At 56.4% G+C, this 24,102-nt stretch carries 19 protein-coding genes and 2 pseudogenes; 11 read left to right on the forward strand and 10 right to left on the reverse strand.

Annotation, left to right across the window (positions count from 1 at the left end):
• Together AC1Q6Y_RS27185 and AC1Q6Y_RS27190 are read left to right on the forward strand one after the other, a co-directional pair.
• A partial coding sequence (locus tag AC1Q6Y_RS27185; RefSeq protein WP_492625546.1) for a hypothetical protein occupies positions 1-884 on the forward strand: 884 nt, incomplete at its 5' end.
• A gap of 76 nt (positions 885-960) precedes the next feature.
• Positions 961-1,941, forward strand: a pseudogene (locus tag AC1Q6Y_RS27190) (IS5 family transposase).
• A 742-nt stretch (positions 1,942-2,683) separates the two neighbouring features.
• Here the strand turns inward: AC1Q6Y_RS27190 and ydiJ are convergent.
• Positions 2,684-5,728, reverse strand: coding sequence for a D-2-hydroxyglutarate dehydrogenase YdiJ (gene ydiJ, locus AC1Q6Y_RS27195; RefSeq protein ID WP_492625547.1), 3,045 nt, complete (start codon positions 5,726-5,728; stop codon positions 2,684-2,686).
• 159 nt (positions 5,729-5,887) lie between these two features.
• Between ydiJ and AC1Q6Y_RS27200 the strand changes: the two genes are divergently transcribed.
• Positions 5,888-6,772, forward strand: a complete 885-nt coding sequence (locus AC1Q6Y_RS27200) for a LysR substrate-binding domain-containing protein (RefSeq protein ID WP_492625548.1) — start codon at positions 5,888-5,890, stop codon at positions 6,770-6,772.
• Between the two features lie 4 nt (positions 6,773-6,776).
• Here AC1Q6Y_RS27200 and AC1Q6Y_RS27205 read toward each other — a convergent pair whose 3' ends face one another.
• The 8 genes from AC1Q6Y_RS27205 to AC1Q6Y_RS27240 all read right to left on the reverse strand — a co-directional run bounded on the left by AC1Q6Y_RS27205 (position 6,777) and on the right by AC1Q6Y_RS27240 (position 15,263).
• Positions 6,777-8,321 carry an amidase family protein gene (locus AC1Q6Y_RS27205; RefSeq protein WP_492625549.1) on the reverse strand — a complete coding sequence of 515 codons (1,545 nt, stop codon included), beginning with the start codon at positions 8,319-8,321 and terminating at the stop codon, positions 6,777-6,779.
• 162 nt (positions 8,322-8,483) lie between these two features.
• Positions 8,484-9,377 carry a glycine betaine ABC transporter substrate-binding protein gene (locus AC1Q6Y_RS27210; protein ID WP_492625550.1) on the reverse strand — a complete coding sequence of 298 codons (894 nt, stop codon included), beginning with the start codon at positions 9,375-9,377 and terminating at the stop codon, positions 8,484-8,486.
• A 42-nt stretch (positions 9,378-9,419) separates the two neighbouring features.
• Positions 9,420-10,088, reverse strand: a complete 669-nt coding sequence (locus tag AC1Q6Y_RS27215; protein WP_492625551.1) for an ABC transporter permease — start codon at positions 10,086-10,088, stop codon at positions 9,420-9,422.
• Positions 10,089-10,090: 2 nt separating this feature from the next.
• Complete coding sequence (locus tag AC1Q6Y_RS27220; protein WP_492625552.1) at positions 10,091-11,089, reverse strand: ABC transporter ATP-binding protein; 999 nt, start codon at positions 11,087-11,089, stop codon at positions 10,091-10,093.
• Entirely contained in the window at positions 11,086-11,775 is a 690-nt protein-coding gene (locus AC1Q6Y_RS27225; protein ID WP_492625553.1) for an ABC transporter permease, read from the reverse strand. Before AC1Q6Y_RS27225 ends, AC1Q6Y_RS27220 begins: the two co-directional genes overlap by 4 nt.
• Positions 11,776-12,120: 345 nt before the next feature.
• Entirely contained in the window at positions 12,121-13,116 is a 996-nt protein-coding gene (locus AC1Q6Y_RS27230) for a GlxA family transcriptional regulator (RefSeq protein ID WP_492625554.1), read from the reverse strand.
• Between the two features lie 243 nt (positions 13,117-13,359).
• On the reverse strand, positions 13,360-14,334 hold the full coding sequence (locus AC1Q6Y_RS27235; RefSeq protein ID WP_492625555.1) for an alpha/beta hydrolase family protein: 975 nt from the start codon (positions 14,332-14,334) through the stop codon (positions 13,360-13,362).
• A 35-nt stretch (positions 14,335-14,369) separates the two neighbouring features.
• Positions 14,370-15,263, reverse strand: coding sequence for an amidohydrolase family protein (locus AC1Q6Y_RS27240; RefSeq protein WP_492625556.1), 894 nt, complete (start codon positions 15,261-15,263; stop codon positions 14,370-14,372).
• A gap of 656 nt (positions 15,264-15,919) precedes the next feature.
• Between AC1Q6Y_RS27240 and AC1Q6Y_RS27245 the strand changes: the two genes are divergently transcribed.
• Positions 15,920-16,951 (forward strand): IS110 family RNA-guided transposase, encoded by a 1,032-nt coding sequence (locus AC1Q6Y_RS27245; protein ID WP_492625557.1) that lies wholly within the window; start codon positions 15,920-15,922, stop codon positions 16,949-16,951.
• A gap of 265 nt (positions 16,952-17,216) precedes the next feature.
• Positions 17,217-17,537, forward strand: a pseudogene (locus AC1Q6Y_RS27250) (IS66 family transposase); the annotation flags it as partial.
• A gap of 92 nt (positions 17,538-17,629) precedes the next feature.
• Here the strand turns inward: AC1Q6Y_RS27250 and AC1Q6Y_RS27255 are convergent.
• Positions 17,630-18,346: a UTRA domain-containing protein gene (locus tag AC1Q6Y_RS27255; protein ID WP_492625558.1), complete on the reverse strand. Its 717-nt coding sequence runs from the start codon at positions 18,344-18,346 to the stop codon at positions 17,630-17,632.
• A gap of 364 nt (positions 18,347-18,710) precedes the next feature.
• Here AC1Q6Y_RS27255 and AC1Q6Y_RS27260 point away from each other — a divergent pair, with 364 nt between their 5' ends.
• The 6 genes from AC1Q6Y_RS27260 to AC1Q6Y_RS27285 all read left to right on the forward strand — a co-directional run bounded on the left by AC1Q6Y_RS27260 (position 18,711) and on the right by AC1Q6Y_RS27285 (position 24,063).
• Complete coding sequence (locus AC1Q6Y_RS27260; RefSeq protein ID WP_492625559.1) at positions 18,711-19,775, forward strand: ABC transporter substrate-binding protein; 1,065 nt, start codon at positions 18,711-18,713, stop codon at positions 19,773-19,775.
• A gap of 110 nt (positions 19,776-19,885) precedes the next feature.
• Positions 19,886-20,692 carry an alkaline phosphatase family protein gene (locus AC1Q6Y_RS27265; protein ID WP_492625560.1) on the forward strand — a complete coding sequence of 269 codons (807 nt, stop codon included), beginning with the start codon at positions 19,886-19,888 and terminating at the stop codon, positions 20,690-20,692.
• Positions 20,671-21,531, forward strand: a complete 861-nt coding sequence (locus AC1Q6Y_RS27270; protein ID WP_492625561.1) for an ABC transporter permease — start codon at positions 20,671-20,673, stop codon at positions 21,529-21,531. The genes AC1Q6Y_RS27265 and AC1Q6Y_RS27270 overlap by 22 nt, the downstream gene beginning before the upstream one ends.
• On the forward strand, positions 21,518-22,318 hold the full coding sequence (locus tag AC1Q6Y_RS27275) for an ABC transporter permease (RefSeq protein ID WP_492625562.1): 801 nt from the start codon (positions 21,518-21,520) through the stop codon (positions 22,316-22,318). Before AC1Q6Y_RS27270 ends, AC1Q6Y_RS27275 begins: the two co-directional genes overlap by 14 nt.
• Positions 22,315-23,304: an ABC transporter ATP-binding protein gene (locus tag AC1Q6Y_RS27280; protein ID WP_492625563.1), complete on the forward strand. Its 990-nt coding sequence runs from the start codon at positions 22,315-22,317 to the stop codon at positions 23,302-23,304. Before AC1Q6Y_RS27275 ends, AC1Q6Y_RS27280 begins: the two co-directional genes overlap by 4 nt.
• A gap of 105 nt (positions 23,305-23,409) precedes the next feature.
• Positions 23,410-24,063: an HAD family hydrolase gene (locus AC1Q6Y_RS27285; protein ID WP_492625564.1), complete on the forward strand. Its 654-nt coding sequence runs from the start codon at positions 23,410-23,412 to the stop codon at positions 24,061-24,063.
• Positions 24,064-24,102: the final 39 nt, after the last annotated feature.

The following is a 24,102-nucleotide window of genomic DNA, read 5'->3' on the forward strand; positions in this document are numbered from 1 at the left end:
TTGTTTGGTCATCTGACACCTCGATCTGGCGAGCATTCTCGCCTAAATGGGTGTCCGGTTTCATTAGACCACTACAGGCAGGGATGCTGAAGGCCGAAGGGTTGAAATCCCCCCTAGGCAGCGATCTGGATGAGGCAAAGATAGAGTGGGCTCGCCTCGATCGTAATGTGCCTACGGCCGACTTCAAGCAGCGCGTGCGCTTGGCCGAAGCTCTCTATCTGGCACTGTGCGAACCACTGCTAATTGCATCACCTAAGCAAGGGGCGACGCTGTGGCGTGCCCTGAGTGAAGTTCTGATAACCCGTTTTGTTGGGGTAGCTCAAATTGAAGAAATGACTAAAATGCTCTTTCGCGTACTCGAATCAGAAGAGGTTGAAAGGCTACTTCAGGAGCAGGTGGACGATGCTAGCAACGATCAGCATCTCTTTAAAATAGCGATTGCAGCCACCGTCAACCGTAGAGAGGCGTGGCTAGATCGTGTCATTCAGACTGACGAATCTTCTGGGGTGGTCTGGCGTAAACAACGCGCACAGAAACTGTATGGTTTCAAAAGTGGGAATCCGTTACTTAATGTTTGGCCTGAGGGGCCAGAAACAGATCTTCGAACATCGCGAAGAAATGAAGCAGCGCAATGGCGACATAAAGAAGCGTGCGCGCATTATTGGTGGAATTCTTATTGGACATCAGAGTGCAACGAAGCTGCATTCGCGGCCTGGACTCTGTTTATGGAGTCAGCAGATCGGCGGGCGTATAGCTGGATGAGAATGAAAACAGGTGAGTTCGATGAGTTCGCCCCCAAAAACTCAACGTCGTTGGGCACATGCCAATTACAACCTAAGCCATTTGAAGTCTGCAATCAAAAATCAAGAGAACCAGATGGATAGGAGGTTTTTAGGGAAACTCTGAAGAAGACTTCCTGATTTTGGCAAAATACCCAGACTCCACCCACCGAGTTTTCCGATGAAGCAAATGACTTTCGCCGATGCCGAGTACGCCGGCAAACGTAAGCAGACCCGTAAAGAGTTGTTCCTGATCGAGATGGATCGGGTGGTGCCATGGAAGGGCTTGATTACTTTGATCGAGCGGCACTATCCGAAGGGTGATGGTGGTCGTCCGGCCTATCCGCTGATGGCGATGCTACGTGTCCATCTGATGCAAAACTGGTTCGGCTACAGCGATCCAACGATGGAAGAGGCACTGTACGAGACGACTATTCTGCGCCAGTTTGCGGGGCTGAGCCTGGAGCGCATTCCCGACGAAACCACCATCCTCAACTTCCGTCGCCTGCTGGAAAAGCACGAGCTGGCGGCGGGGATTCTGGGCGTGATCAATGGCTATCTGGGTGATCGCGGCCTGTCGTTGCGCCAGGGCACCATCGTCGATGCCACGCTGATTCATGCGCCGAGTTCGACCAAGAACCAGGACGGCAAGCGCGACCCGGAAATGCACCAAGCCAAGAAAGGCAATCAATGGTACTTCGGCATGAAGGCCCATATCGGTGTGGATGAAGAGTCGGGGTTGGTGCATAGCGTGGTGGGCACAGCGGCCAATGTGGCCGATGTCACGCAGGTCGATAAGCTGTTGCACGGCGACGAAAACGTGGTTTGTGCCGATGCCGGCTATACCGGCGTGGAGAAGCGCCCCGAGCATGAAGGTCGCGAGGTCATCTAGCAGATCGCAGCACGGCGCAGCACTTACCAGAAACTGGACAAGCGCAGCGTCCTGTACAAAGCCAAACGCAAAATCGAAAAAGCCAAGGCGCAAGTCAGGGCGAAGGTCGAGCACCCGTTCCGGGTGATCAAGCGCCAGTTCGGTTATGTGAAAACACGCTTTCGTGGCCTGGCCAAGAACACAGCGCAACTGGTGACGCTATTTGCACTGTCGAATCTGTGGATGGCCCGCCGACATTTACTGAGCAATGCCGGAGAGGTGCGCCTGTGAATGTGGGAATAGCCGCCGCGAGGTACTCGCAACGCCTAAAAAGACGGGAATGAGTGAGGGATTTGAGTATTTTGGATCGACTTGCCAATTTTAAAATCGGCGGTGACCGAAGTCAGCCAGAAATACATGGCTACTTCAGACCATCCTTAGGTCGGACGATCGTGGAGGGAGTTGGTCCGTGGAGAAAGGCTACAGACTAGGTAACTAGCGGGATACGCACCTGGCAGATCTTTTATGGCTCGTAGCGGACTTGGATTGAATGGCCGCTCTTGGTCGAGACTGTGTAAAAACGTTTTAGAGCAGGTTTGACGGTCAAAACCAGAACGAAATTCGCGTTCCTACGCAAATTTCAGGTCTGGCCGACTAGCCAAGCGCTGGCAGATTTTACATAGCAACGCAGATTGCCAAACGGTGTCTGCGTTTTTACACACTCTGGGCCGATTGCTGCCCGGCGCGAAGGGCTGTAACCGACCCATTATAACTGCCGGTGAGCAACGGCAGAGTTCGGCCGATTCTGTTGAAAAAGTCGGCCATCGTTTGCACATCAGAAAAGTACGCGTCCGAGATTGAAATCTTTACTTTTGGCAAAGGCTTCCGGACTCGGATTTCACGTAGCAGCGTGCAAAAAAGGCGCTTTCACCAGTCAATGATCAGGCAGTTTTGGCAGACCGACTTTTTCAACAGAATCGGCCAAAAGCGGCCTCTCAGGTGGGGCTGTGAAACTTGGAGCTACAGCAATAACTCAAAACGCCCGCTCCCGCTTTAGCTTCGCGAGCGTATGTTCCAGGATCACTTCCAGTGGGTGGCGCAGTTGCCTGTTGGCCATGCGTTTGACCTGGCTGCGGCAAGAGTACCCCGTCGCCAGTGCTTCACCCTGCTTATCCAACTTACTGGCCCATGACTGCTCGAAGATGGTTCGTGAGGTGCCCTGATTCCGTGCCTCATGGCCGTAGGTACCCGACATGCCACAACAGCCGGTCGCCTCAGTCGTCAGCTTGAGCCCGAGCCGGGCAAAAACGGTTTCCCATTGCGAAGTGCTGGCCGGGACATTGGTTTTCTCGGTGCAGTGCGCCAACAAACGGAATGTATCAGTCGCGGGATGCGGATTTTCCGGCAACGCATCGCAGAGCCATTCCTGGGGTAGCAGGACCTTTGGGCAATCGTTGAGCCCCGGTACTTTCTGATATTCCTGGCGGTAGACCAGCGTCATCGCCGGGTCCAGGCCCACCAGCGGCACTCCACAGTCGGCGAGCGCCTTGAGCTGATGGCCGTTGCGGATCGCTGCCTTGGCGAAGGCACCGAGGAAACCCTGTACATGCAAAGGCTTGCCGTTGGCGCTATAGGGCGCCAGAAACACCCGATAACCCAGCTGATGCGCCAACTGGATAAAGCTCGCCAGCAACGGGGTTTCGAAGTACCGGGTGAAGGCGTCCTGCACCAGCACCACGCTGCGCTCACGTTGCGCGACAGTGAGCTCGCGTAAGGCAGGCACACTGGCGACAGCGACCTTGCAGCGGGTCAGCGTGGCTTGCAAGTTATGGCGGTTGATCAACGGACTGTCGAGCATGCCGACCTGTCGTTCAAGCAGACGGCTCACCCATTTCGAGCTCATCACTGCGTTGTACAAACCTGGCGCGTAGGCCATGTAAGGCAGGGTGAACTCCAGCGAGCCGATCAGATAGTCGCGCAGCGGGCGTTGGTAACGACCGTGGTACAGCTCCAGAAATCGCGAACGGAATTCCGGCACGTTGACCTTGACCGGGCATTGTCCCGCACAGGATTTACAGGCCAGACACCCCGCCATCGCGTCGTAGACTTCATGGGAGAAATCCGCCTCGCCGCGCGAGCGCGCCAGGTTGTTGCGCAACCGCGTTGGCAACCCGCTCAGCCACGACAACTTGCCTCGGGCCGCTTGCAATACATCGATATTGGCCGCGCCTTGCAGACGCAACCACTCGCGAATCAATGAGGCCCTGCCCTTTGGCGAATGCTGGCGTTCACGGGTGGCTTTCCACGACGGGCACATCGCGTCGTTGGGATCGTAGTTGTAGCAGGCACCGTTACCGTTGCAGTGCACGGCGGTGCCGAAGCTTTGCCAGACGCGCTCGTCGATTTGCCGGTCCAGATCACCGCGCAGCGTGACTTCGTTGACCTTGAGCAAGCCCTGGGCGGCGTCCGGTGGGGTGCAGATTTTGCCGGGATTGAGTTGATTGTGCGGGTCGAACGCCCCCTTGAGCGATTGTAGCGCCGGGTACAGCTCGCCAAAAAAACCGGGGACAAATTCCGAACGCAAACCTTTGCCATGCTCACCCCACAGCAGCCCACCATAACTCAGGGTCAGCTCGGCCACGGCATCGGAAATCGGCTTGATCAGAGCGGCCTGGGCCGGATCTTTCATATCCAGCGCCGGACGTACATGCAACACACCGGCATCGACGTGACCGAACATGCCGTAGGCCAGGCCATGGCTATCCAGCAAGGCGCGGAACTCGGCGATGTAGTCAGCCAGTTTCTCCGGCGGCACGGCGGTGTCTTCGACGAAAGGCTGCGGGCGAACCTCGCCGTCGACGTTACCCAGCAGCCCGACCGAGCGTTTGCGCATGGCATATACGCGGGTCACGGCTTCGGCCCCTTCGGCCAAGGTGTGGCCCAGTCGCTCAATCGTCGTGTCGGCCTGCAGATGCTCCACGAACGACGCCACGCGAGCATTCACGTCCGCCAGGGCTTCCCCACTGAACTCCACCAGATTGATGCCCAGCGTCGCGTGCTCAGCGTCCGTCGGGAAGTACTCGGCGACGCTGTGCCAGACGATGTCTTTCATCGCCAGCATCAACACTTTGGAGTCCACGGTTTCGATGGACAACGGCTTGTGCGCCAATAACGAATTAGCGTCGCGCAACGCATCCATGAAGCTGCTGTAGCGCACGTTCACCAACACCGAATACTTGGGAATCGGCAGCACGTTGAGCTTGGCTTCGACGATGTAGCCCAACGAACCTTCCGCCCCGCACAGCACACTGTTGAGGTTGAAACGCCCGTGCTCGTCGCGCAGGTGCGCCAGGTCGTAACCGGTCAGGCAGCGGTTGAGTTTGGGGAACACCGACTCGATCAGGTCGGCTTGGGTTTCCTGAATGTGCCGCGCCGTCCGGTACACCTCGCCGATGCGGCCGGGTTGCGTGCATGCCACTTCCAGCTCCGCGTCGGACAGAGGCCGGCTATGCAGGCGCTCGCCACCGAGCAGCACACTGTGCAGTTCCAGCACGTGATCGCGGGTCTTGCCATAGGTGCAACTCCCCTGGCCGCTGGCGTCGGTGTTGATCATGCCCCCGATAGTGGCGCGGTTGGACGTCGACAGCTCCGGGGCGAAGAACAGCCCATGGGGTTTGAGCGCGGCATTCAGCTGGTCCTTGACCACGCCCGCCTGCACCCGCACCCAACGCTCGGCGACGTTGATTTCGAGGATGGTGTTCATGTGCCGCGACAAGTCGACCACGATGCCATCGGTCAATGACTGGCCGTTGGTGCCGGTGCCGCCGCCCCGCGGGGTCAGTTTGATCTGGCGAAAACGTGGTTCGGCCATCAAGGTCGCTATGCGTGCGATGTCGTCCGAGTCCACGGGGAACACCGCCGCTTGCGGCAGGCGCTGGTAAATCGAGTTGTCGGTCGCCAGTACGGTGCGGGTGGCGTAGTCGGCGCTGAGCTGACCACGAAAGCCGCTGACGCGCAGGGCCTCAAGAAATTCCGGGTAGTGTGCCGCGAGTGCAACGGTGGGCAACTGAGCGATCATCGCAGACTGTTCTCTTGTCGGTCTAATCATGGGAATAATCAAAACACTTGTCGCCTGAGCATTAATGGGTCAGCCTCAGGTCGTCGGCTGCGCCAATGATCCTGCAGGCTCTGGCGCCGGACAAACGGATAATCCTGCCGCTATCAATGACTTTTACGAATGAATTACCGTCACCTCACGCCCTCGATGTCGTTGCTGCTCGCCTTTGAAGCCGCCGCCCGCCATGAAAGCTGCACCCGCGCCGCGATGGAGCTGTCACTGACCCAAAGCGCCGTGAGCCGGCAAGTCCAGGCGCTGGAACAGCAACTGGGCCTGACACTGTTTCGCCGTGAAGGCCGGCAAGTGCAGTTGACCGATGTCGGTCGCCTCTACCAGCGGGAAATGAGCGAAGCGCTCGGACGCATCCGCAGCGCCACGTTGCAAGCCATGGCTTATCAATCGGGCAGCGGCACCTTGCGCCTGGCCACCTTGCCGACCTTCGGCTCGAAGTGGTTATTGCCGCGCCTTCATGACTTCTACAAAACCCATCCCGGCATGCTGGTGCACATCAACTCCCGGATCGACGCCATCGACTTCGAAACCAGCGGTATCGATGCCGCGATCGTCGTCGGCAATGCCGATTTGCCAGGGCTGATCAGCCATCGTCTGCACACTGAAGAACTGATGGTGATCATTTCTCCAGAAGCGGCCGAACTCCATGACGCCTGGACGCCGGAGCGCATTGGCGAACAGACACTGCTCAACGTCGCAAGCAACGCCAACGTCTGGGGCGAGTGGTTCAGCCACCACGGCCTGCCCCATCGAATGATGCGGCTGGGGCCGAGTTTCGAACTCACCTCGCACTTGATCCAGGCTGTCAGAGCTGGCATCGGCATCGGTTTGGTGCCACGTATCCTAGTGGCCGACGAGTTGGCCAGCGCAGAGCTGATCAGCCTCGATCAGCCCTTCGCCAGCCAGCGCAGTTACTACCTGACTTACCCACCGCGCAATGAAAGGCTTCCCTCGCTCATCGCGTTCCGTAGCTGGTTGCTGGAACAAATCTGAACGATTAGCGCCCGAGGAACGCGTAGCCAAAACCCACGACCTTGGCATCGTCACCGTAGCCACCCAGGAACGAAACACCGACCGGCAGGTTGCCCTTGATGGTGCCTGCCGGAACCGTGATCTCAGGAAATCCTGTGGCCGAGGCGATGTACGACGAGGCGTAGGTATCACCGGAGTTGCACACGTAACTGTCATCGGTCACGCCGTGAACTACCGAGGCCGGGCAATTGATGGTTGCAAAGAACAGGCTGTCCACTTTGTTCCTCTTCATGATGTCCATCAGTTGCACGCGCAGCTGCGGGATCTTTCTGGAGAGAATGGAGATGTACTGCGGCGAATCGGTGCTTGCGATGTTCGATACGGCTTCCAGGCCGGCCAGGCGTGCCGGGTTCATCCCATGCGGTCCGTTTTCCGCCTGATTTTTTTTGGCCAGATCGAGAAACTGAGCAAGTGTTCGCGGTTGGCTCGGGTTGAGCGTCGACAGGTAACGCTCGAACTGAGGTTTGAATTCACTTTCTCCCACGGGGCCGAGCACATCACTCCACAGAGTTTCAAATGCCTTGGGCAGCTCGATGGCGACGACATGAGCACCACGCTTGCCGAGGGTTTCCTGCGCCGACTTGAAGACTGCATCCACCTCTGGGTTGGCGTCTTTGAAGTTGGTGATCACCCCAATGGTTTTGCCTTCCAGCGAAGCACGGTTCAATGCTTGCTCAAACTGTATACGGTCTGAAACAAGATCCAAGGTCGCTGAATCGCTTTTGTCTTGTCCCTTGATCGCATCCAACACGATGGCCTGATCCAGCACGTTGTTGGTAATGACGCCGCTGGTATCGAAGGCGAGCGAGAGCGGAATAATGCCGCTGCGACTGATCAGCCCCAGCGAAGGTCGAAAACCCACCGTACCTGTGACGCTGGCCGGTGCGCGGATCGAACCGCTGGTATCCGAGGCCAGCGCAAAAGGTGCGAACGATGCAGCCACGGCGGCGGCAGAACCACTGCTGGAGCCAGAAGCGTCACGCTTGGTATTTCTCGGGTTCAGCGTCTGGCCGCCAAACGAGCTGTAGCCAAACCAGCCGAAAGACGCGGCCAGTTCCGACAGGTTGGCTTTGCCGAGAAGAATCGCCTGCCCGTCAATCAGCTTCTTGACGGTGAAGGCATCCTGGCTCGGCACTGATGAACGCAGTACGTAGGACCCACCGGAGGTGACCATCCCGACGGCGTCAAAATTGTCCTTCACCACGAACGGAATGCCAGCCAGCGGTGCATACTTGGCATTGGGATTTTTAGCCCGCTCAGCATCCCACTTGCGAGCCTGTTCGATCGCCTGCTCATTGAGCGTCACCAGCGCATTGATGTTCTGACCCTGATGGTTGTTCGCGCGAATGTTATCCAGATAGTGCTGGACCAGTTGCTCGGAGGTGATGTCCCCTTTATTTAATGCATGACGCATGTCGCTGAGGGTCATGCGGTCAATATCATTACCCGCTTGAGCACTTGCCGCCAGCACCAACAATGAACAAGCCAGCAACTTTTTATTAAACTGCATTGGTAATTCTCCTAGTCAGTATAGGCGAACGGAATGGCTCAAGCCTCGAGCTATTCGGTTGGGCGTTATAAATAAGCAAGATAAAAAGAGGCCAGCACTAAGACACTGGCCTAAGGATTATAAAGCCGAGAGACCTCAATCCTGAAGCGGACGAAGCTTTAACTAAATCAACTTGTTCTTCTGCAGAAATTCCTTGGATACACTCTCGATAGACTCGCGACCAACGTCTACCCGAGAATTGAGACCCGCAATAATGTCGTCGTCCAGTTTGGAAGACAGAGCGTTCAGCAACTCGCCGATCTTCGGATTTTCTTTCAAGACTTCCGTACGGATCACAGGCGTCAACGCGTAGCTGGGGAAAAACCCTTTATCGTCCTTCAGTGCGACAAAGCCGAATGCCGGAATCCGCCCATCAGTCGACAGCACCAACGCTACATTCACCTGGCCATCCCTGAGCGCTTGGTAAGTCAGGCCGCCGTCCATCCGCACGACATCTTTGCGCTCGAATTCAAACTTGTAGGTCTCTTGAAGAGGCCGCAAGCCATCGGGTCGCGAAAAAAATTCAGCGTTAGAGGCGAATTTATAGGCTTTGCCTGCACCAATATTTTTCGCCAGATCACTGATCGAAACGATGCCATCTTTATCAGCCTCTTCCTTGCGCATGGCAAAGGCGTAGGTGTTGTTGGCTCTCGATGGATTCAGCCAAGTTATGCCCTTCTGTGCGTCAAGGGTGCTGACCTTCTTATACGTTTCTTCAGCGTTCAGCTTATCCATGACTTTATTGTAAGTAATCAGGGAGGTGCCGGTGTATTCCCAATACACATCAACCTGACCGTTCTCTTGTGCCGCGCGCAGTACAGACGACCCCAAATCCGGGCGCTTATCTACGTTGTATCCATTGGCACGCAATAACTGAGTTGTCATCTCCGCTACCAGTTGCTGCTCTGTAAACTTCTTGCCACCTACCACAATAGTACTATCGGCAGAAGCACTGCCCACGGAACTTAAAACAAGGCCTAGCGTAAAGATCAGACTGGTTAGCACTCGATGAATCATGATGCACCTCGTATTATTAGTTTATGTCTAGGGTCTTCAAATTCATGTACGCCCGGCCAACCTCAAACCACGCGACACTGCAACGTTTTGGATCAAACCGCACGCTAGATCGACGGCGATGGCCAACAGGGCAGTCGACACAGCACCTGCCAACATCATGCCAAAGTCGTTCAGGTCGATACCCGTAAAGATCAACTCGCCCAGCCCACCACCACCGACCAGGAAGGCCAGCGGCGCGGTGCCGACGTTGATCGCCAGCGCCGTGCGGATGCCCGCGAAAATCACGTTCATCGCATTCGGAATCTCGACTTTCCACAGTGTTTCCCGTGGCGTCATGCCCATGGCCTCGGCCGCTTCGACCAAGTGCGGTGGTACCGCGCGCAAACCTTCATAGGTGTTAACCGCCACGGGCAGCAACGTGGCGACAAACAAACCGATGATGGCTGCGCCGCTGCCGATGCCGATAACGCTCATTGCCAACGCCAACAGTGCGAGTTTGGGTATCGCCTGTCCCACATTGAGGAACTGCATGCTGACCATGGCGTAACGCTGGTTCGCCGGACGGCTCATCCAGACGCCCAACGGCAGCGCGATGGCCAGGGCCAGCACCCCGCTGACCGCCACGATCTGCAGATGCTGGACCGTCAGGTAGCTGATGTCGCTCCAGTAAAACTGGAGCCCTTCCCAAAATCTGATCAGTAAGTCAGACATCGTCAGTGCACCGCCGGAGTAATGTTTTCAACCAGTCGCGCCAAGATGTCAGCCTGGTGGACATAGCCGATGAAGCGACCGTCGCTGTCGTTGCACAACGCCCAGTCCTGGCCGCGACCCAGTAGCTGCGAGAGCACGTAGCGCAGGTCATCTCCAGGTTTGACGATCAGTTGCGAGCGCGAAGCGATACCGCTGTTGCCGCCGACGACCTGCATCTGTTCCCGTGGCGGGATCTTGCTGGCGATGTCACCGGCCCGCAGCAAACACAGGCGTTTCATGATCCGGTCGCTGCCCATGAAGTTCGCCACGAACTCGCTATTGGGCCGCGCCAGCAGATCATCCGGGCTGCCGAATTGCTGAATTTTGCCGTTATGGAACAAGGCGACACAGTCAGCCATCTTCACGGCTTCGTCGATGTCATGACTGACAAACAGCACGGTCTTGTTGACCTGACGCTGGATGCGCATGAACTCGTCCTGGATCACCTCCCGGTTGATGGGATCGATCGCGCCAAAGGGCTCGTCCATCAACATCACGGGCGGATCCGCGGCCAAGGCACGAGCCACTCCCACGCGTTGCTGCTGACCACCCGACAGTTCGCACGGGTAACGTTTCAGGAATTTGGCCGGTTCCAGCGCGACCACTTCCAGCAGCTCTGCGGCTCGCTTGCGGCTCTTGGTCTTGTCCCAGCCCAGCAGGTTGGGCACGACGCAGATGTTTTCTTCGACGGTCATGTTCGGGAACAGCCCGACTTGCTGAATCACGTAACCGATCGAGCGTTTGAGGGTAACGCTGTCCAGTTCAGAGGTATCGCGACCACCAATTCGGATCGTGCCCGAGGTAGGCGTGATCAGTCGGTTGATCATCTTCAGCGTCGTGGTTTTACCGCAGCCCGACGGCCCAAGCAGTACGCAGATCTGTCCCTCTTCAACGTTGAAGGAGACATCTTCCACAGCGGTGATTGAGCCAAATTGTTTGTTGAGGTTTTCGATCTGGATCACGTCGTCGCTTCCTTCATTCGGCCAGTGGCCACTTTGTTCTTGTTCAGGCCTTTCGGCGTCAGGAGCCGCTGCAAGCCGTACAGCGCGTAATCGGCCGCAATTGCAATGACACTGATGACGATGGCTCCGGCCAACAGCTGCCGTGTATCGGATTGAGCGATGCCGCGAATGATGAGACTGCCCAGGCCGCCGGCGCCGATATAGGCCGCGATGGCCGCAATGCCGATATTGATGACAGTGGCCATCCTGACGCCCGCCATGATCAGCGGGACCGCAATCGGCAGCTCAACCTTGCGCAGCCGTTGCCAGGTTGACATGCCCATCCCGATCGCTGCTTCGCGCAAGGCCGGGTCGATGTTAGAGATCGCAGTGGTGGTGTTGCGGATGATGGGCAGCTGAGAATAGAGAAACAGCGCAATGACCGCCGGTACTACGCCGATCCCGTAGCCAATCAACGACAGGGCCGGAATCATAAGCCCGAACAGCGCGGCGGAGGGAATGGTCATCAGGACCGCAGCGAAGGCTAGCACCCAATGGCGCATCCTGGGGTGCTGGGAGATCGCGATCCCAACAGGCACACCGGTCAGAATCGCCAGCCCCACCGCTATCGCGACGATGAGAAGGTGCTGTCCGAGTAGCAGACTGATCAGCCCGCCGTTTTCCAGAACGAAACTCAAGGTTTCCATGGTTGTTATGCCTTCTGTACGTCATTGTTGTTATTGCCGGCTGAGCATCTGGAAGTGGACGCCGGACTCTGTGAGAAACATTACCGCGTCACTGAGCGGACACTGAGCTTTGAGCTCGACGATTCTTATCAAAAAACCGACGTCGCGATGCATTCGGCTTGCAATACAGCTCAAAAGGTCGAGTAAGACAGAAAGAATACTGGATCGCCAGTTCACCAAGTTCTAACCGTGCACACCAACAGTCGGGCCAAGTCATTAGCTAGCTATGCGGTTTTACAGGGCGAATCGAGTCTGAGGTTTATTGAGGGATTGGCGCCCATCGACCACGGCGCTCAGGACTCGCGATCAGGAATGCGCATCATCAAATTTCCGTCGCTCTTCTCCGGGAGTGCATCCCCAGACACGCCGGTAAGCGGCGCCCAGATGCGACGCAGAGACGAACCCGCAGGTGTAAGCAATGGAAGCAATGGGCTGAGTGCTTTCGCGCAGCAATCGGCGTGCTTCGTTCAACCGGAGTTCCAGATAAAATTTCTTTGGCGTCATGCCGAAGTGCTGATGCCACAAGCGCTCCAACTGACGGTGCGACAGATTGCATCGGTCGGCGATCTCTTCGATGCCGACGATGTTCTCCAGATTGTTTTCCATGAAAGCAATGGCCGCCGTCAGCCGTCGATCGTGAATTCCGAACCGCCACTGAATCGACATCCGCTGATGTTCTTCCGGCGCCCTTATTCTGGTGTGCAGGAATTGCTCGGCAACACTGGCAGCGAGTTGATTACCGAAATCAAGAGCGATTTGCGCCAGCATGAGGTCAATGGCCGCCGTCCCGCCCCCACAGGTCCATCGATTGTCATGGTTGACATACAGGTCTTTGGTGACCTCGATCGTGGGGAATTCTTCCGAAAATTGTCCGATGCACTCCCAGTGCAAGGTGCACCGCTTTCCCTCCAGCAATCCGGCGCGCGCCAAAATGAATGTACCGGTACTCAGGGCGCCCACGGTTTTCCCCCCCGCAGCTGCTCGCTGGAGAAAGCGCAGTATTTTCGGTGGCTTCTGGTGTTCGATGTCTAGGCTCGCCAGGACAAAAACGCGATCTAACTCCGGCGCCTGATCAATTGCCTGGGTCTGTATTTCGATACCACTGCTGGAGCTGACCGGCCCGCCCGACTCTGTGAGCAGGGTCCACTCATAAAGTGCTTTACCGGATAACCGATTGGCAGACCGCAAAGGCTCGCTGGCTCCCGCCAGGGCCATCATTGAAAACTCAGGGAGAATGAGCAACCCGATTCGTTTGGTTGTGGAGCTATTCACAGACGTCGCTGATTCGTTGGGGGCTGTCATCGCCAGATCCTTTTCATGGGAAGTTCCAGCCATTCAAGTGAATAGCTTAGGCCGGCCCGAGGGGCTTTGGACACGCCATGTTAGGGGTTAGACAGGCATTCAGCCAGATTGCACCGTTGAGACTGCGAACGAGCCAGGTCGAAGCGCAGCGATAGATCGTAATGACGGGGAGCGCACCCCACAACAACGGAAATCGCTGTGAAACCTCGTCACCCGGGGTCCCACAGGATAATGGCGAGCGGATCAGCCGCGCGCGCGGATCGCCTCATCGATGCTCTGGATCATCGATTTGAATACAGGACTGTCCACCTGATTCTGCTGGCCATGTTGCATATGCGAAATGATCAGCGCGCTTGGGCCTGCATCACCTGGATAGTTCTGGTGCAGACGTACAGACTCCGACGGCATGTGCAGTGTGTTGTCGGCGCCGTGGATGATCAGCGCTGGCGGGAAGCCTTTTGCACCTTCGATGGACAGCTCCGGGTCATACGCTACATAGGACTTGTAAGACTTAGCCGTCACGTGAGTGCAACCAGGCCAACGGTCCGCGCCACCCGCTTCGGTGTAGCCACCCAGTTGCTGATCAACGTAAGCCTGAGTCTCTGGATCAAGCGGGTAGTAGCCGAGGCGGGTCGCATCGGTCCCGGTATCGAACGGAGGAATCGGAGCATCATCCAGGAGTTGGTGAATGGCTGCATCCGCCGCACCTTTGTCTGCACGCAAGGCTTGCAGCTTACGGATGTTGGTGTAGCTCATCGGCACCCAAAAGCGGATTTGTTCACCACCGGCAGCGGCCAGTTCAGCCACTGCGCCCAGGCTCGCCACCGACCCCATCGCCCAAGATGCGACCACGGGCATTTCGCCGAAATTCTCGCGCGCCCATTCTACGGCGCCCAGAACTTCATCTTTCTGGTCTTCCAGGCTGACATTGGTGATCTCAATGTCCCCAGACTTGATCGTATTGCGCATGTACTTGTTGGAAAAGAAACCGGCCACATCGTAGGTCATGACTCGATAACCCCGGGCGGCCAAGGCGCGGCCGAACAGTTGGCCGTACATCGTCACCCCGCCAGTGAAACCGGAGTTAAAAACTACGGGTGGAAGCTTTTGCGAGGCAGCGTCCAGCTGTTCTGGCTGAAATACGGCGCCTTTGAGACTTAGGGTGTCTTCGCCGTACTTAACAGTAAAGTTGATTTCTTTTGTAATAATGTTAGTCATCTCAGGATATCTCGAAGTTATAGCGTGGGCGTAGCTCAACTTACCAACTGACCAAGTGCTCCCCTGAGCAGTTGGCCAACAGGAATTCGGGTTTCTTTGGAAACTTGATGTGCAACGGCATCAACAAAGTTGAAAGCCTTGTTTAAATCCAACAGGTCGGAATACGGCACACCCTTGTTGTCAGTTCCAACATGCGGTGCGTCAGTTGCCTCCAGAAGAATCTTGTCCGCGCCGACCGAGCAGACAATCTGCGTCACGAAGCGAGCGGTTTCCTCGGGATCAACAGAGGTGCGATAGCCAGGGCCTTTGAACCAAACATTGCCTCGCTCTCGTGCTTCAGTGAGTAGTGCGATGTAAGCCGGTTCAGTAATGCCACGCTCGCTGTGACAGGTGCCCACATGATCGATGATGACCCGCACATCGCCCGGAACCTGGCGCAGTACACGTAGATTCGTCTCGGCTTCTTTCGCGTAAATGTGCAGATGCTGGTGAGGGAGCAGGCGGGCGTAAAACGCCAGCCATTGTTCATCACGGAACTGGGTATCAGAAACAGATTCGGGCCTGGCATCGTGCAGAACGATTCGGGCGCCGATAATTTGAGGATGTGCCAGACGTTCCTGGGTGGCGTAAGCAGGCTGCGCCTTGATCGTCCCCACCAGTTTCACTTCGCCGTAGCGCAGCGGATCTGTTGCCTGGAGGTTCCTGAGCTCCTCGAAAGAAGCGAACACGTTTTCAGAGTCGGGCAGGATGCTCAAATGGACGTTATTGAGGAACGTCGGAGCAATTCCGGCATCGATCAATGTATCCAGATAAGCCGTCAGCGGATGCGGCTCCGGTAATGCATAGGGCAGCGAACCGGCTACTCGGCGCAGGTCTTGCGAAGTGTAAAAATGAACGTGACTGTCTATTCTTTTGATCAACGGCAGCATGATTATTGTTTCCTGCTTCTGTGCGAAAACAATAATCGTCGTCAGCCCTTCGTCGCTCCCGCCAACTCGACGAGTAGTATCAAAATTTCGCCATGCGCGACTTCGTGAGCAAAGAGATTTAGGAGATCACCTTGTCGAGTTACAGGGTCGAAACAGCCTTGACACCTTCTACTGTGCTGCTTACAGGATTGTACGGTGATGCAAAAGAAGTCCGAGACGGTCGATGGGTAAGTGTTCCGTCAAACAGATGGCGAAAAAATAATGGGTTTAGGCCGCCTCTGGTTGCCTGTCCGGTTCCTAACCATTAGCGGAGAAGAGTTTTGCTCTTCATCCCGATGGATATCACATATATGGACTCTCCCCACAAGTGATGAGTAACGCTTTTCCAACGCTGTCGTCAGTGCGATTGCATTCGTATATCTGGCCGCTGTTGGGCTTGCTCTCCCTGACCACTCTGTAGTTCGCGTAACGGGGGCCAGTCGTTCATGGACGAGCAGGTAGCGTCCAGCAGTGAACGACCGTAAAGGGCCGTTTTCTACCCTTTGCGACAGGCAGCGATCGGCCAGAAGCAATGGGATGGACTCCTCCTCACCTCGGCATCTTGAGTGCCAGACTGAAAGTGCGAACCACAGTCAACAGTGAGAAGGAGTCCACACATGAAGCTTTTGCGCATTGGGGTCGACCTGGCCAAGAACGTGTTTCAGATTCACGGCGTGGATCGTCATGAGCAGCCTGTCTGGCGGCAGCGTTTACCGCGCGATCGCTGGCTGCAAACGGTGCTGGAGAAGATCGAGCCCGGCTGTGAAATCGGCATGGAAAGTTGCGGTGGTGCACACCATTGGGCGCGGCAGCTACAGGCACGCGGATTTCGGGTGAGACTGATCGCGCCGCAGTTCGTCAAACCGTACGTCAAGAGCAACAAGAACGACGCCAACGATGCCGAGGCAATCTGTGAGGCGATGAGCCGCCCCAGCATGCGCTTCGTCGCCGTCAAGACCATCGAGCAACAGGATATCCAGGCGACGCATCGCATCCGGGCCGGCTTAATCGAACAGCGGACGGCCAAAGCCAATCAGATTCATGGGTTGATCGCCGAGTACGGCCTCATTGCGCCGAAGGAATTGCTCATGCTGCGTCGCGCAATACCGTGCTGGTTGGAAGAGGCGGATAACGGTTTGACGGTACGCTTGCGTCGTCTGCTGAATGGCCTGTGGGGCGACCTTCGCGCATTGGATGAACGTGTTGGCCAACTCGACAGCGAAATATCTGCGATCGCGGCAAGTGAGCCGACGGCCGTCCGTTTGCAGCAACTGCGCGGCGTCGGCCCGATGATCGCCACCGCACTCATTGCTGCCATCGGTGATGCCCGACAGTTTGCCAATGGCCGACAACTGGCCGCCTCGCTAGGGCTGACGCCAAAGCAACACAGTTCTGGCGGCAAGGATCGACTGCTTGGCATCAGCAAACGTGGGGATGCTTATCTGCGAACGTTGATGGTCCACGGTGCGCGGTCGACACTGCGCACAGCCAAGTCCAAAGACGATCGACTTAGCCAGTGGGTCGTCCGCTTGGCTGAGCGCTCACATCCCAATGTGGCCGCTATCGCACTAGCGAACAAAACCGCACGCATGGCTTGGGCGATGCTGCGCAACGACACTAATTACCAACCGGATCGGGCTGCGGCCTGATCTACCAAGCCGCCACGTCCAACGCATAAACAACCGTCTACCCAGATTGCTAAGCAACCCGAACGACGGCAAACCGGTCGAACCAGCGTTGGTAAAACCCTCAAGTGTCCAGGTGCGTAAAGCACGTAGAAGCGATTGGGAGCCGACGCGCGAATAGCCCATCATGGCCCTACATCGAATCGATGCCGAAGTCAGAGGCCGAATATACATGTGCAGTCGGCACGGGCGCCAAAGCAAAGGGGGCTTGCAATGAGGAGGAGTCCATATACGGACGGTCGTGCAAGGTCGAGGCTCGGGACATGAAACTGTTTTCCGGGCTTATGCCATCAGCCAGTTCTCGGATCTGGCGGCGGTCTTTTACTTCAGCCCGAGCCGTGCTGGCGAACATTCCCGCAACTTCCTTCATCTTGAACGGCAAGATGGTCTGGATGACTTTGCTAGCTACAGAGCAGAACTTTACCTAGGTGTTACGCAGAGCGGCTGTGCGGTCCATGCGCGGCCTAAGTTCTTCGATTTGCCCGCGACAAACAACAGCCAGATCGCCGAAAAACCGCTGCACTACCTCGTTGCATTGTACGAAGTTGAATCGCTCACTCCACACCAAGGAGTACGGTTATAGAAATTCGAGAGCTGGTTCCAGTGCATGCGACATAAAAAAGCGTCGCTAATAAATACTCCCTACCCCGGCACCACCGCACTCATATGAATCGCATCGTGTCGCCAGTACTCCAGGTCACAGTCGATTAAAAATCCATGTTGGTCATAATTGACCCGGGCGATGCGTAGGCCGGGGCTGCCCAGCGAGACCTTCAGCGCTGCAGCTGCATCCACCGGCAGCGCTGTCGGTACGATCTCGAATCGCACCTGTCCATAGCGAATGCCGTAATGGCTGGCGTATAGCTCAGTCAGCGATTGATTCAGATCGAAGTCGAGTATCTGCGGGAAATACTCTGGTTTGAGGTAATGCTCCACGTACAGTACCAGCCGTTGATCGATGCGCCGCACGCAACAAATCTGGATCACGCTGGACAACGCCGGCAACTGCAGCAGATCGCAGATGACTGCCGACGCCGGTTGCAGGCGCGCGCAAAGCACCTCCGTCGACGGCACTCGCCCCTGCGCACTTACCATGGCGTGAAAGTGGCTGCGGCGCATCAAGTCATACGCCAGGCGCGGCGGCGAAATGAACCAGCCACGTCGCTCCTCGCGATACACCAGCCCCTGAGCTTCCAGTTGCAACAGCGCTTCGCGCACGGTGATCCGCGTGGTGTTGAACAGCTCGCTGAGTTTACGCTCGGAAGGCAGTTTGCTACTGGGAGGCAACATGCCGTGCTCGATCTGCTCCTGTAAGGCCTGACCGATGGTTGTTACCGCTCTAGGTGTATTTTCGCGCATCAACGTTACCTATCTGGACTAGTGCAGTGCGTTTTTTTGGCGGATTCGAGTGTGAATACCACCTTAGCAAGTATTTTACAGCCGAGGCAAAGCGTATGACGGACAGATGAAAAAAACGTTGCCAGGAGCCTAAAAGTACTAAAAAAAAAAAATATAAATCCATGGCTATCAAAGAATTACCTCTTATTTCAGTTCGCGAGGCGGAGTACTTCTCCCATCTGAGCAGAACCCGGGCAGGACTGATCTCGACATTAAAATGTCATCTCACGGACCTAAAGTGGCTCAAGTTTTGCTGGACTAGACCAGATTAACAAAAATACCGTCGATAAAACGCAACGCTGAAACGCCCATGAAGGAGCTTCGAATGAAACATCTTTTTCTGGCATCACTGTTAGGTTCGACCATTGCCATGTGCACCGCAGCCATGGCGGCTGATGATTTGAAAACCCTGGAAGCCGCCGCAAAAGCGGAAGGTGCAGTCAACAGCCTCGGCATGCCCGATAACTGGGCGAACTGGAAAGGCACTTGGGAAGACCTGGCAACGACCTACGGCCTCAAGCACATCGACACTGATCTGAGCTCCGCTCAGGAAGTCGCCAAGTTCGCTGCAGAAAAAGACGATGCCAGCGCCGACATCGGCGATGTGGGGGCAGCCTTCGGTCCTATCGCTGTTAAACAGGGCGTGACCCAGCCGTACAAGCCGACCACCTGGGCTGAAGTTCCGGATTGGGCCAAAGACAAAGACGGACACTGGGCGCTGGCCTACACCGGCACTATCGCGTTCATCATCAACAAGAAACTGCTGCATGGTTCCGAAGCACCGAAAAGCTGGGCTGACTTGAAGACGGGCAAATACAAAGTGTCCATTGGTGACGTTAGTACCGCTGCCCAGGCTTCCAACGGCGTACTGGCTGCTGCGCTAGCCAACGGCGGTGACGAAAAGAACATTGGGCCGGGGCTTATGTTGTTTTCTGAACTCGCCAAGCAAGATCGCCTGTCACTGTCCAGTCCAACGATCGCCACCATTGAAAAAGGTGAAATCGAAGTCGGCGTAGTCTGGGACTTCAACGGCCTGAGTTATCGCGCCAAGATGGTCAATCCGGATGACTTCGAGGTGCTGATCCCGTCTGACGGCTCGGTGATTTCTGGCTACACCACCATCATCAATAAATACGCCAAGAACCCGAATGCCGCCAAGCTAACCCGTGAATACATCTTCAGCGATGCTGGCCAGATCAATCTGGCGCGCGGCAACGCCCGTCCAATTCGTGCAGAACACCTGACGTTGCCGCCCGACGTGCAGGCCAAACTGCTACCCAACGAACAGTACAAAAAGGTCAAACCGATCACAGACGCCGACGCATGGGAAAATACGTCAAAGGCGCTGCCCAAGAAGTGGAACGAGACTGTTATCGTCGAAATGAAGTAAGGCCACACCCTGTAGGAGCGGACTTGTCCACTATGGCGGTGTGCGACACACCGCTTCAAGTTCGCTCCTACGCAGTGGTGTGTGTTCAATACGGTCCCCGGAGTTTCCCCATGAATCACAACGTCATCCTTGTCGTGCTCGACGGACTCAACTATGAGATTGCGCGCTACGCCATGGGGCACCTGCAGGCTTATGTCGGCGCAGGACGCGCGGCGCTCTACAAACTGGAGTGTGAACTGCCTGCTCTGTCCCGTCCGCTTTACGAATGCATCCTGACCGGTGTGACACCCATTGACAGTGGCATCGTCCACAACAACGTCTCGCGCCTGTCCAATCAGCGCAGCATTTTTCATTACGCCACCGATGCCGGCCTGACAACCGCCGCGGCGGCCTATCACTGGATCAGCGAGCTGTACAACCGTTCACCGTTTGTCGCTGCCAGGGACCGCCACACTGACGACTACGACCTGCCGATCCAGCACGCCCATTTCTACTGGAACGATCACTACCCGGACTCGCATCTGTTCGCCGACGCCGAAGACCTGCGCCTGCGCCACGCACCGAACTTTTTACTGGTGCACCCCATGAACATCGACGACGCCGGGCACAAACATGGCCTCGACACCCCGCAATACCGCAACAGCGCCCGCTCCGTCGACATCATCCTGGCCGACTACCTGCAAGGCTGGCTGGATGCCGATTACCAAGTGCTGGTAACGGCCGACCACGGCATGAACAACGATCGCTCTCACAACGGGCTGCTACCGCAAGAACGAGAAGTGCCGTTGTTCGTCCTCGGCAACGGCTTCAGTTTCAATGCCAGCGCGGCACCGAAACAGACTGAAATCTGCGGCACCGTTTGCGAACTGCTCGGCGTGACTCACAACAAACCTATATGCAGGGAGTTACTCAAGTGAATTCAGTTCGAGGTAAATGGCTGGCGGCGCTATGCGTGGTGCCCTTCGCTGTGTTTTTCATCGTGTTCCAGATTGCCCCGCTGGTGTGGGTGCTGCTCAATAGCGTGCAATCGGAAGCCAACGGCTGGGGCCTGTCAAACTTCGCCGAAGTGTTCAATTCGCGGTTTTATCGGCAAGCGATCGGGCACAGCCTTGAGATCAGTTTTTGGTCGAGCCTGTTCGGCATCATCATCGCGGTGCTCGGTGCTTATTCCTTGCGTCGGGTCAGCTCGCGACTGCGCAATTTCGTCAACGCTTTCGCCAACATGACCAGCAATTTTTCTGGGGTGCCGCTGGCCTTTGCCTTCATCATCCTGCTGGGGTTCAACGGCACCTTTACGATCATGCTCAAACAGGCTGGGATCATTCAAGATTTCAATCTTTACTCGAAAACCGGCCTGATCATTCTCTACACCTACTTCCAGATTCCGTTGGGTGTGTTGCTGCTTTACCCAGCCTTCGACGCCTTGCGTGAGGACTGGCGGGAGTCTGCCTCGCTGCTCGGTGCCAATGGCTGGCAGTTCTGGCGGCATATCGGTCTACCAGTGCTGACGCCTGCGCTGCTGGGCACCTTCGTGATCCTGCTGGCCAACGCCCTCGGCGCCTACGCTACGGTGTACACACTGACCACCGGCAACTTTAACGTGCTGCCGATCCGTATCGCGGCGATGGTTTCCGGCGACATTTCCCTGGACCCGAACATGGCCAGCGCCCTGGCGGCGATTCTGGTGGGCCTGATGACGCTGGTGACCATCATCCACCAGTGGCTATTGAAGAGGAGCTACCATGTCTCGCGTTGAACTCGATCCCGCCGGTGTCTATCACCGAGCAGTGGTGTACTTGATATTTGCCATTCTTTTGCTGCCGCTGGCAGGCACCTTTATCTACTCAATTTCCAGCAGTTGGTCGGCGACCATTTTGCCCAGCGGATTCACGATCAAGTGGTACGCACAACTGTGGAGTGACCCACGCTTCCTGAGCGCTTTTGGTCAGTCGCTGCTGGTGTGTATCGGTTCGCTGATCTTCTCTGTGGTGCTGATCCTGCCACTGCTGTTCGTGGTGCATTATCACTTTCCCAAGCTCGACGCACTGATGAACATCCTGATTCTGCTGCCGTTCGCGGTGCCACCCGTGGTGTCGTCGGTGGGCCTGTTGCAGCTCTACGGTTCAGGACCGCTAGCCATGGTTGGCACGCCGTGGATTCTGATTGGTTGCTACTTCACCGTGGCACTGCCGTTCATGTACAGGGCCATCACCAACAACCTGCAAGCGATCAACTTGACCGACCTGATGGACGCTTCGCAACTACTCGGTGCCAGCACCTGGCGAGCAGCGTTCCTGGTGGTGCTGCCGAACCTGCGTAAGGGCTTGATGATTGCTTTGCTGCTGTCGTTCTCCTTCCTACTCGGTGAATTCGTATTCGCCAACATCCTGGTGGGTACCCGCTACGAAACCCTGCAGGTTTACCTGAACAACATGGGCAACAGCAGCGGCCACTTTACCAGTGCACTGGTGATTTCTTACTTCGTGTTCGTCCTAGTGCTGACCTGGGTTGCCAATTTACTGAATAAGGACCAAAGCCAATGAACTTCGTCAGCGTTGAACACCTGCAAAAGAACTACGCCGGTACCGCGGTATTCAGTGACATCAACTGCGTAATTAATAAAGGCGAATTCGTTACTCTCCTCGGCCCATCCGGTTGTGGAAAGTCCACTCTGTTGCGCTGCATCGCAGGCCTGACGTCGGTCACCAGTGGCAGCATTCTGCTGGACGGTCAGGACCTGGTCCCGATCCCACCGCAAAAGCGCGGCATTGGTATGGTGTTCCAGAGCTACGCGTTGTTTCCGAATATGACCGTCGAGCAAAACGTCGCGTTCGGCTTGCGCATGCAAAAAATCAACAGTGACGACAGCCACAAGCGCGTGGCAGAAATCCTCCGGTTGGTGGAACTAACCGACTTCGCCAACCGCTATCCGCACCAAATGTCCGGCGGCCAGTGTCAGCGTGTAGCGCTGGCGCGTTCGTTGGTGACCCAGCCGCGCTTGCTTCTGCTTGATGAGCCGCTGTCGGCGCTCGATGCACGGATTCGTAAACATCTTCGTGAACAGATCCGCGCCATTCAACGTGAACTGGGCTTGACCACGATTTTCGTGACCCACGATCAAGAGGAAGCGCTGACCATGAGTGATCGGATCTTCCTGATGAACCAAGGCCGGATTGTGCAGAGCGGCGACGCCGAAACCCTGTACACCGCGCCGGTGGATGTATTTGCCGCCGGTTTCATCGGTAACTACAACCTGCTGGACGCCGAATGCGCCAGTCGTCTACTGCAGCGGCCGATCAAGTGCCGCTTGGCGATTCGCCCGGAAGCCATCCAGTTGAGCCTGAGCGGCGAGCTGGACGGCGAAGTGTGCAGCCACAGTTTGCTGGGCAACGTGATTCGTTACCGAGTTGAAGCCCGTGGCGTGGAACTGGTGGTCGACGTGCTCAACCGCTCCGCCGACGACTTACACCCCAACGGTCGACGCGTCACCCTGAACATCGAAGCGTCGGCGCTTTGTGAGGTGGCCTGAGGCACCGCATCAAACGATTCGTACGCAAGCCTGACTGTCAGGCACCAAAGACTTGCCTGACGACCATGCACCCGGTGTCGCAAGAATTTTTAGAGGACCGCATTAATGACTTTAGCAATTTTCGATCTGGACGAAACCCTGATCGACGGCGACTGCGCCAGCTTGTGGAACGAACAGATGGGCCGCTTCGGCTGGGTTGACCCTGCATCATTCATGCGCAAGAACAATGAACTGATGGCTGCCTATAACACCGGGCAACTGTCAATGGAAGACTACATGGCCTTCAGTCTGGAACCCTTGGTCAGCCGCACGCCGGAAGACGTCAAACACCTGATCGGCCACTGGATCGAGGACTTCATTGTCCCCATCATCTACAACGACGCCTGCACTACAATCGCCGCCCATCGTGCGGCGGGTGACAGGATACTGGTGATCTCGGCCTCTGGCTTGCACCTGGTAAAACCGATAGCTGAACGGATCGGCGTCGACGAAGTATTGGCCATCGAGCTGGAGGTCAAGCATGGCGTCTATACAGGCTCGACCCAGGGCGTACTGACCTACCGCGAAGGCAAAGTCACGCGTTTGCTGGAATGGCTGAATACCGAAGGGGAAAGCCTCGAAGGCGCAGCGTTCTATTCCGATTCGCGTAATGACCTGGCTCTGTTGTTGAAGGTCGATCACCCCAATGTGGTCAACCCGGACGCAGTGCTGCGTGATCAGGCGGAACAGGCCGGGTGGCCGATTCATAGCTGGAAATAACACATAAAGGCTGCCCCGGTAGACCCGCCACCTATACCC

It is taken from the genome of Pseudomonas sp. GW823-FHT06E10 (assembly GCF_058794995.1).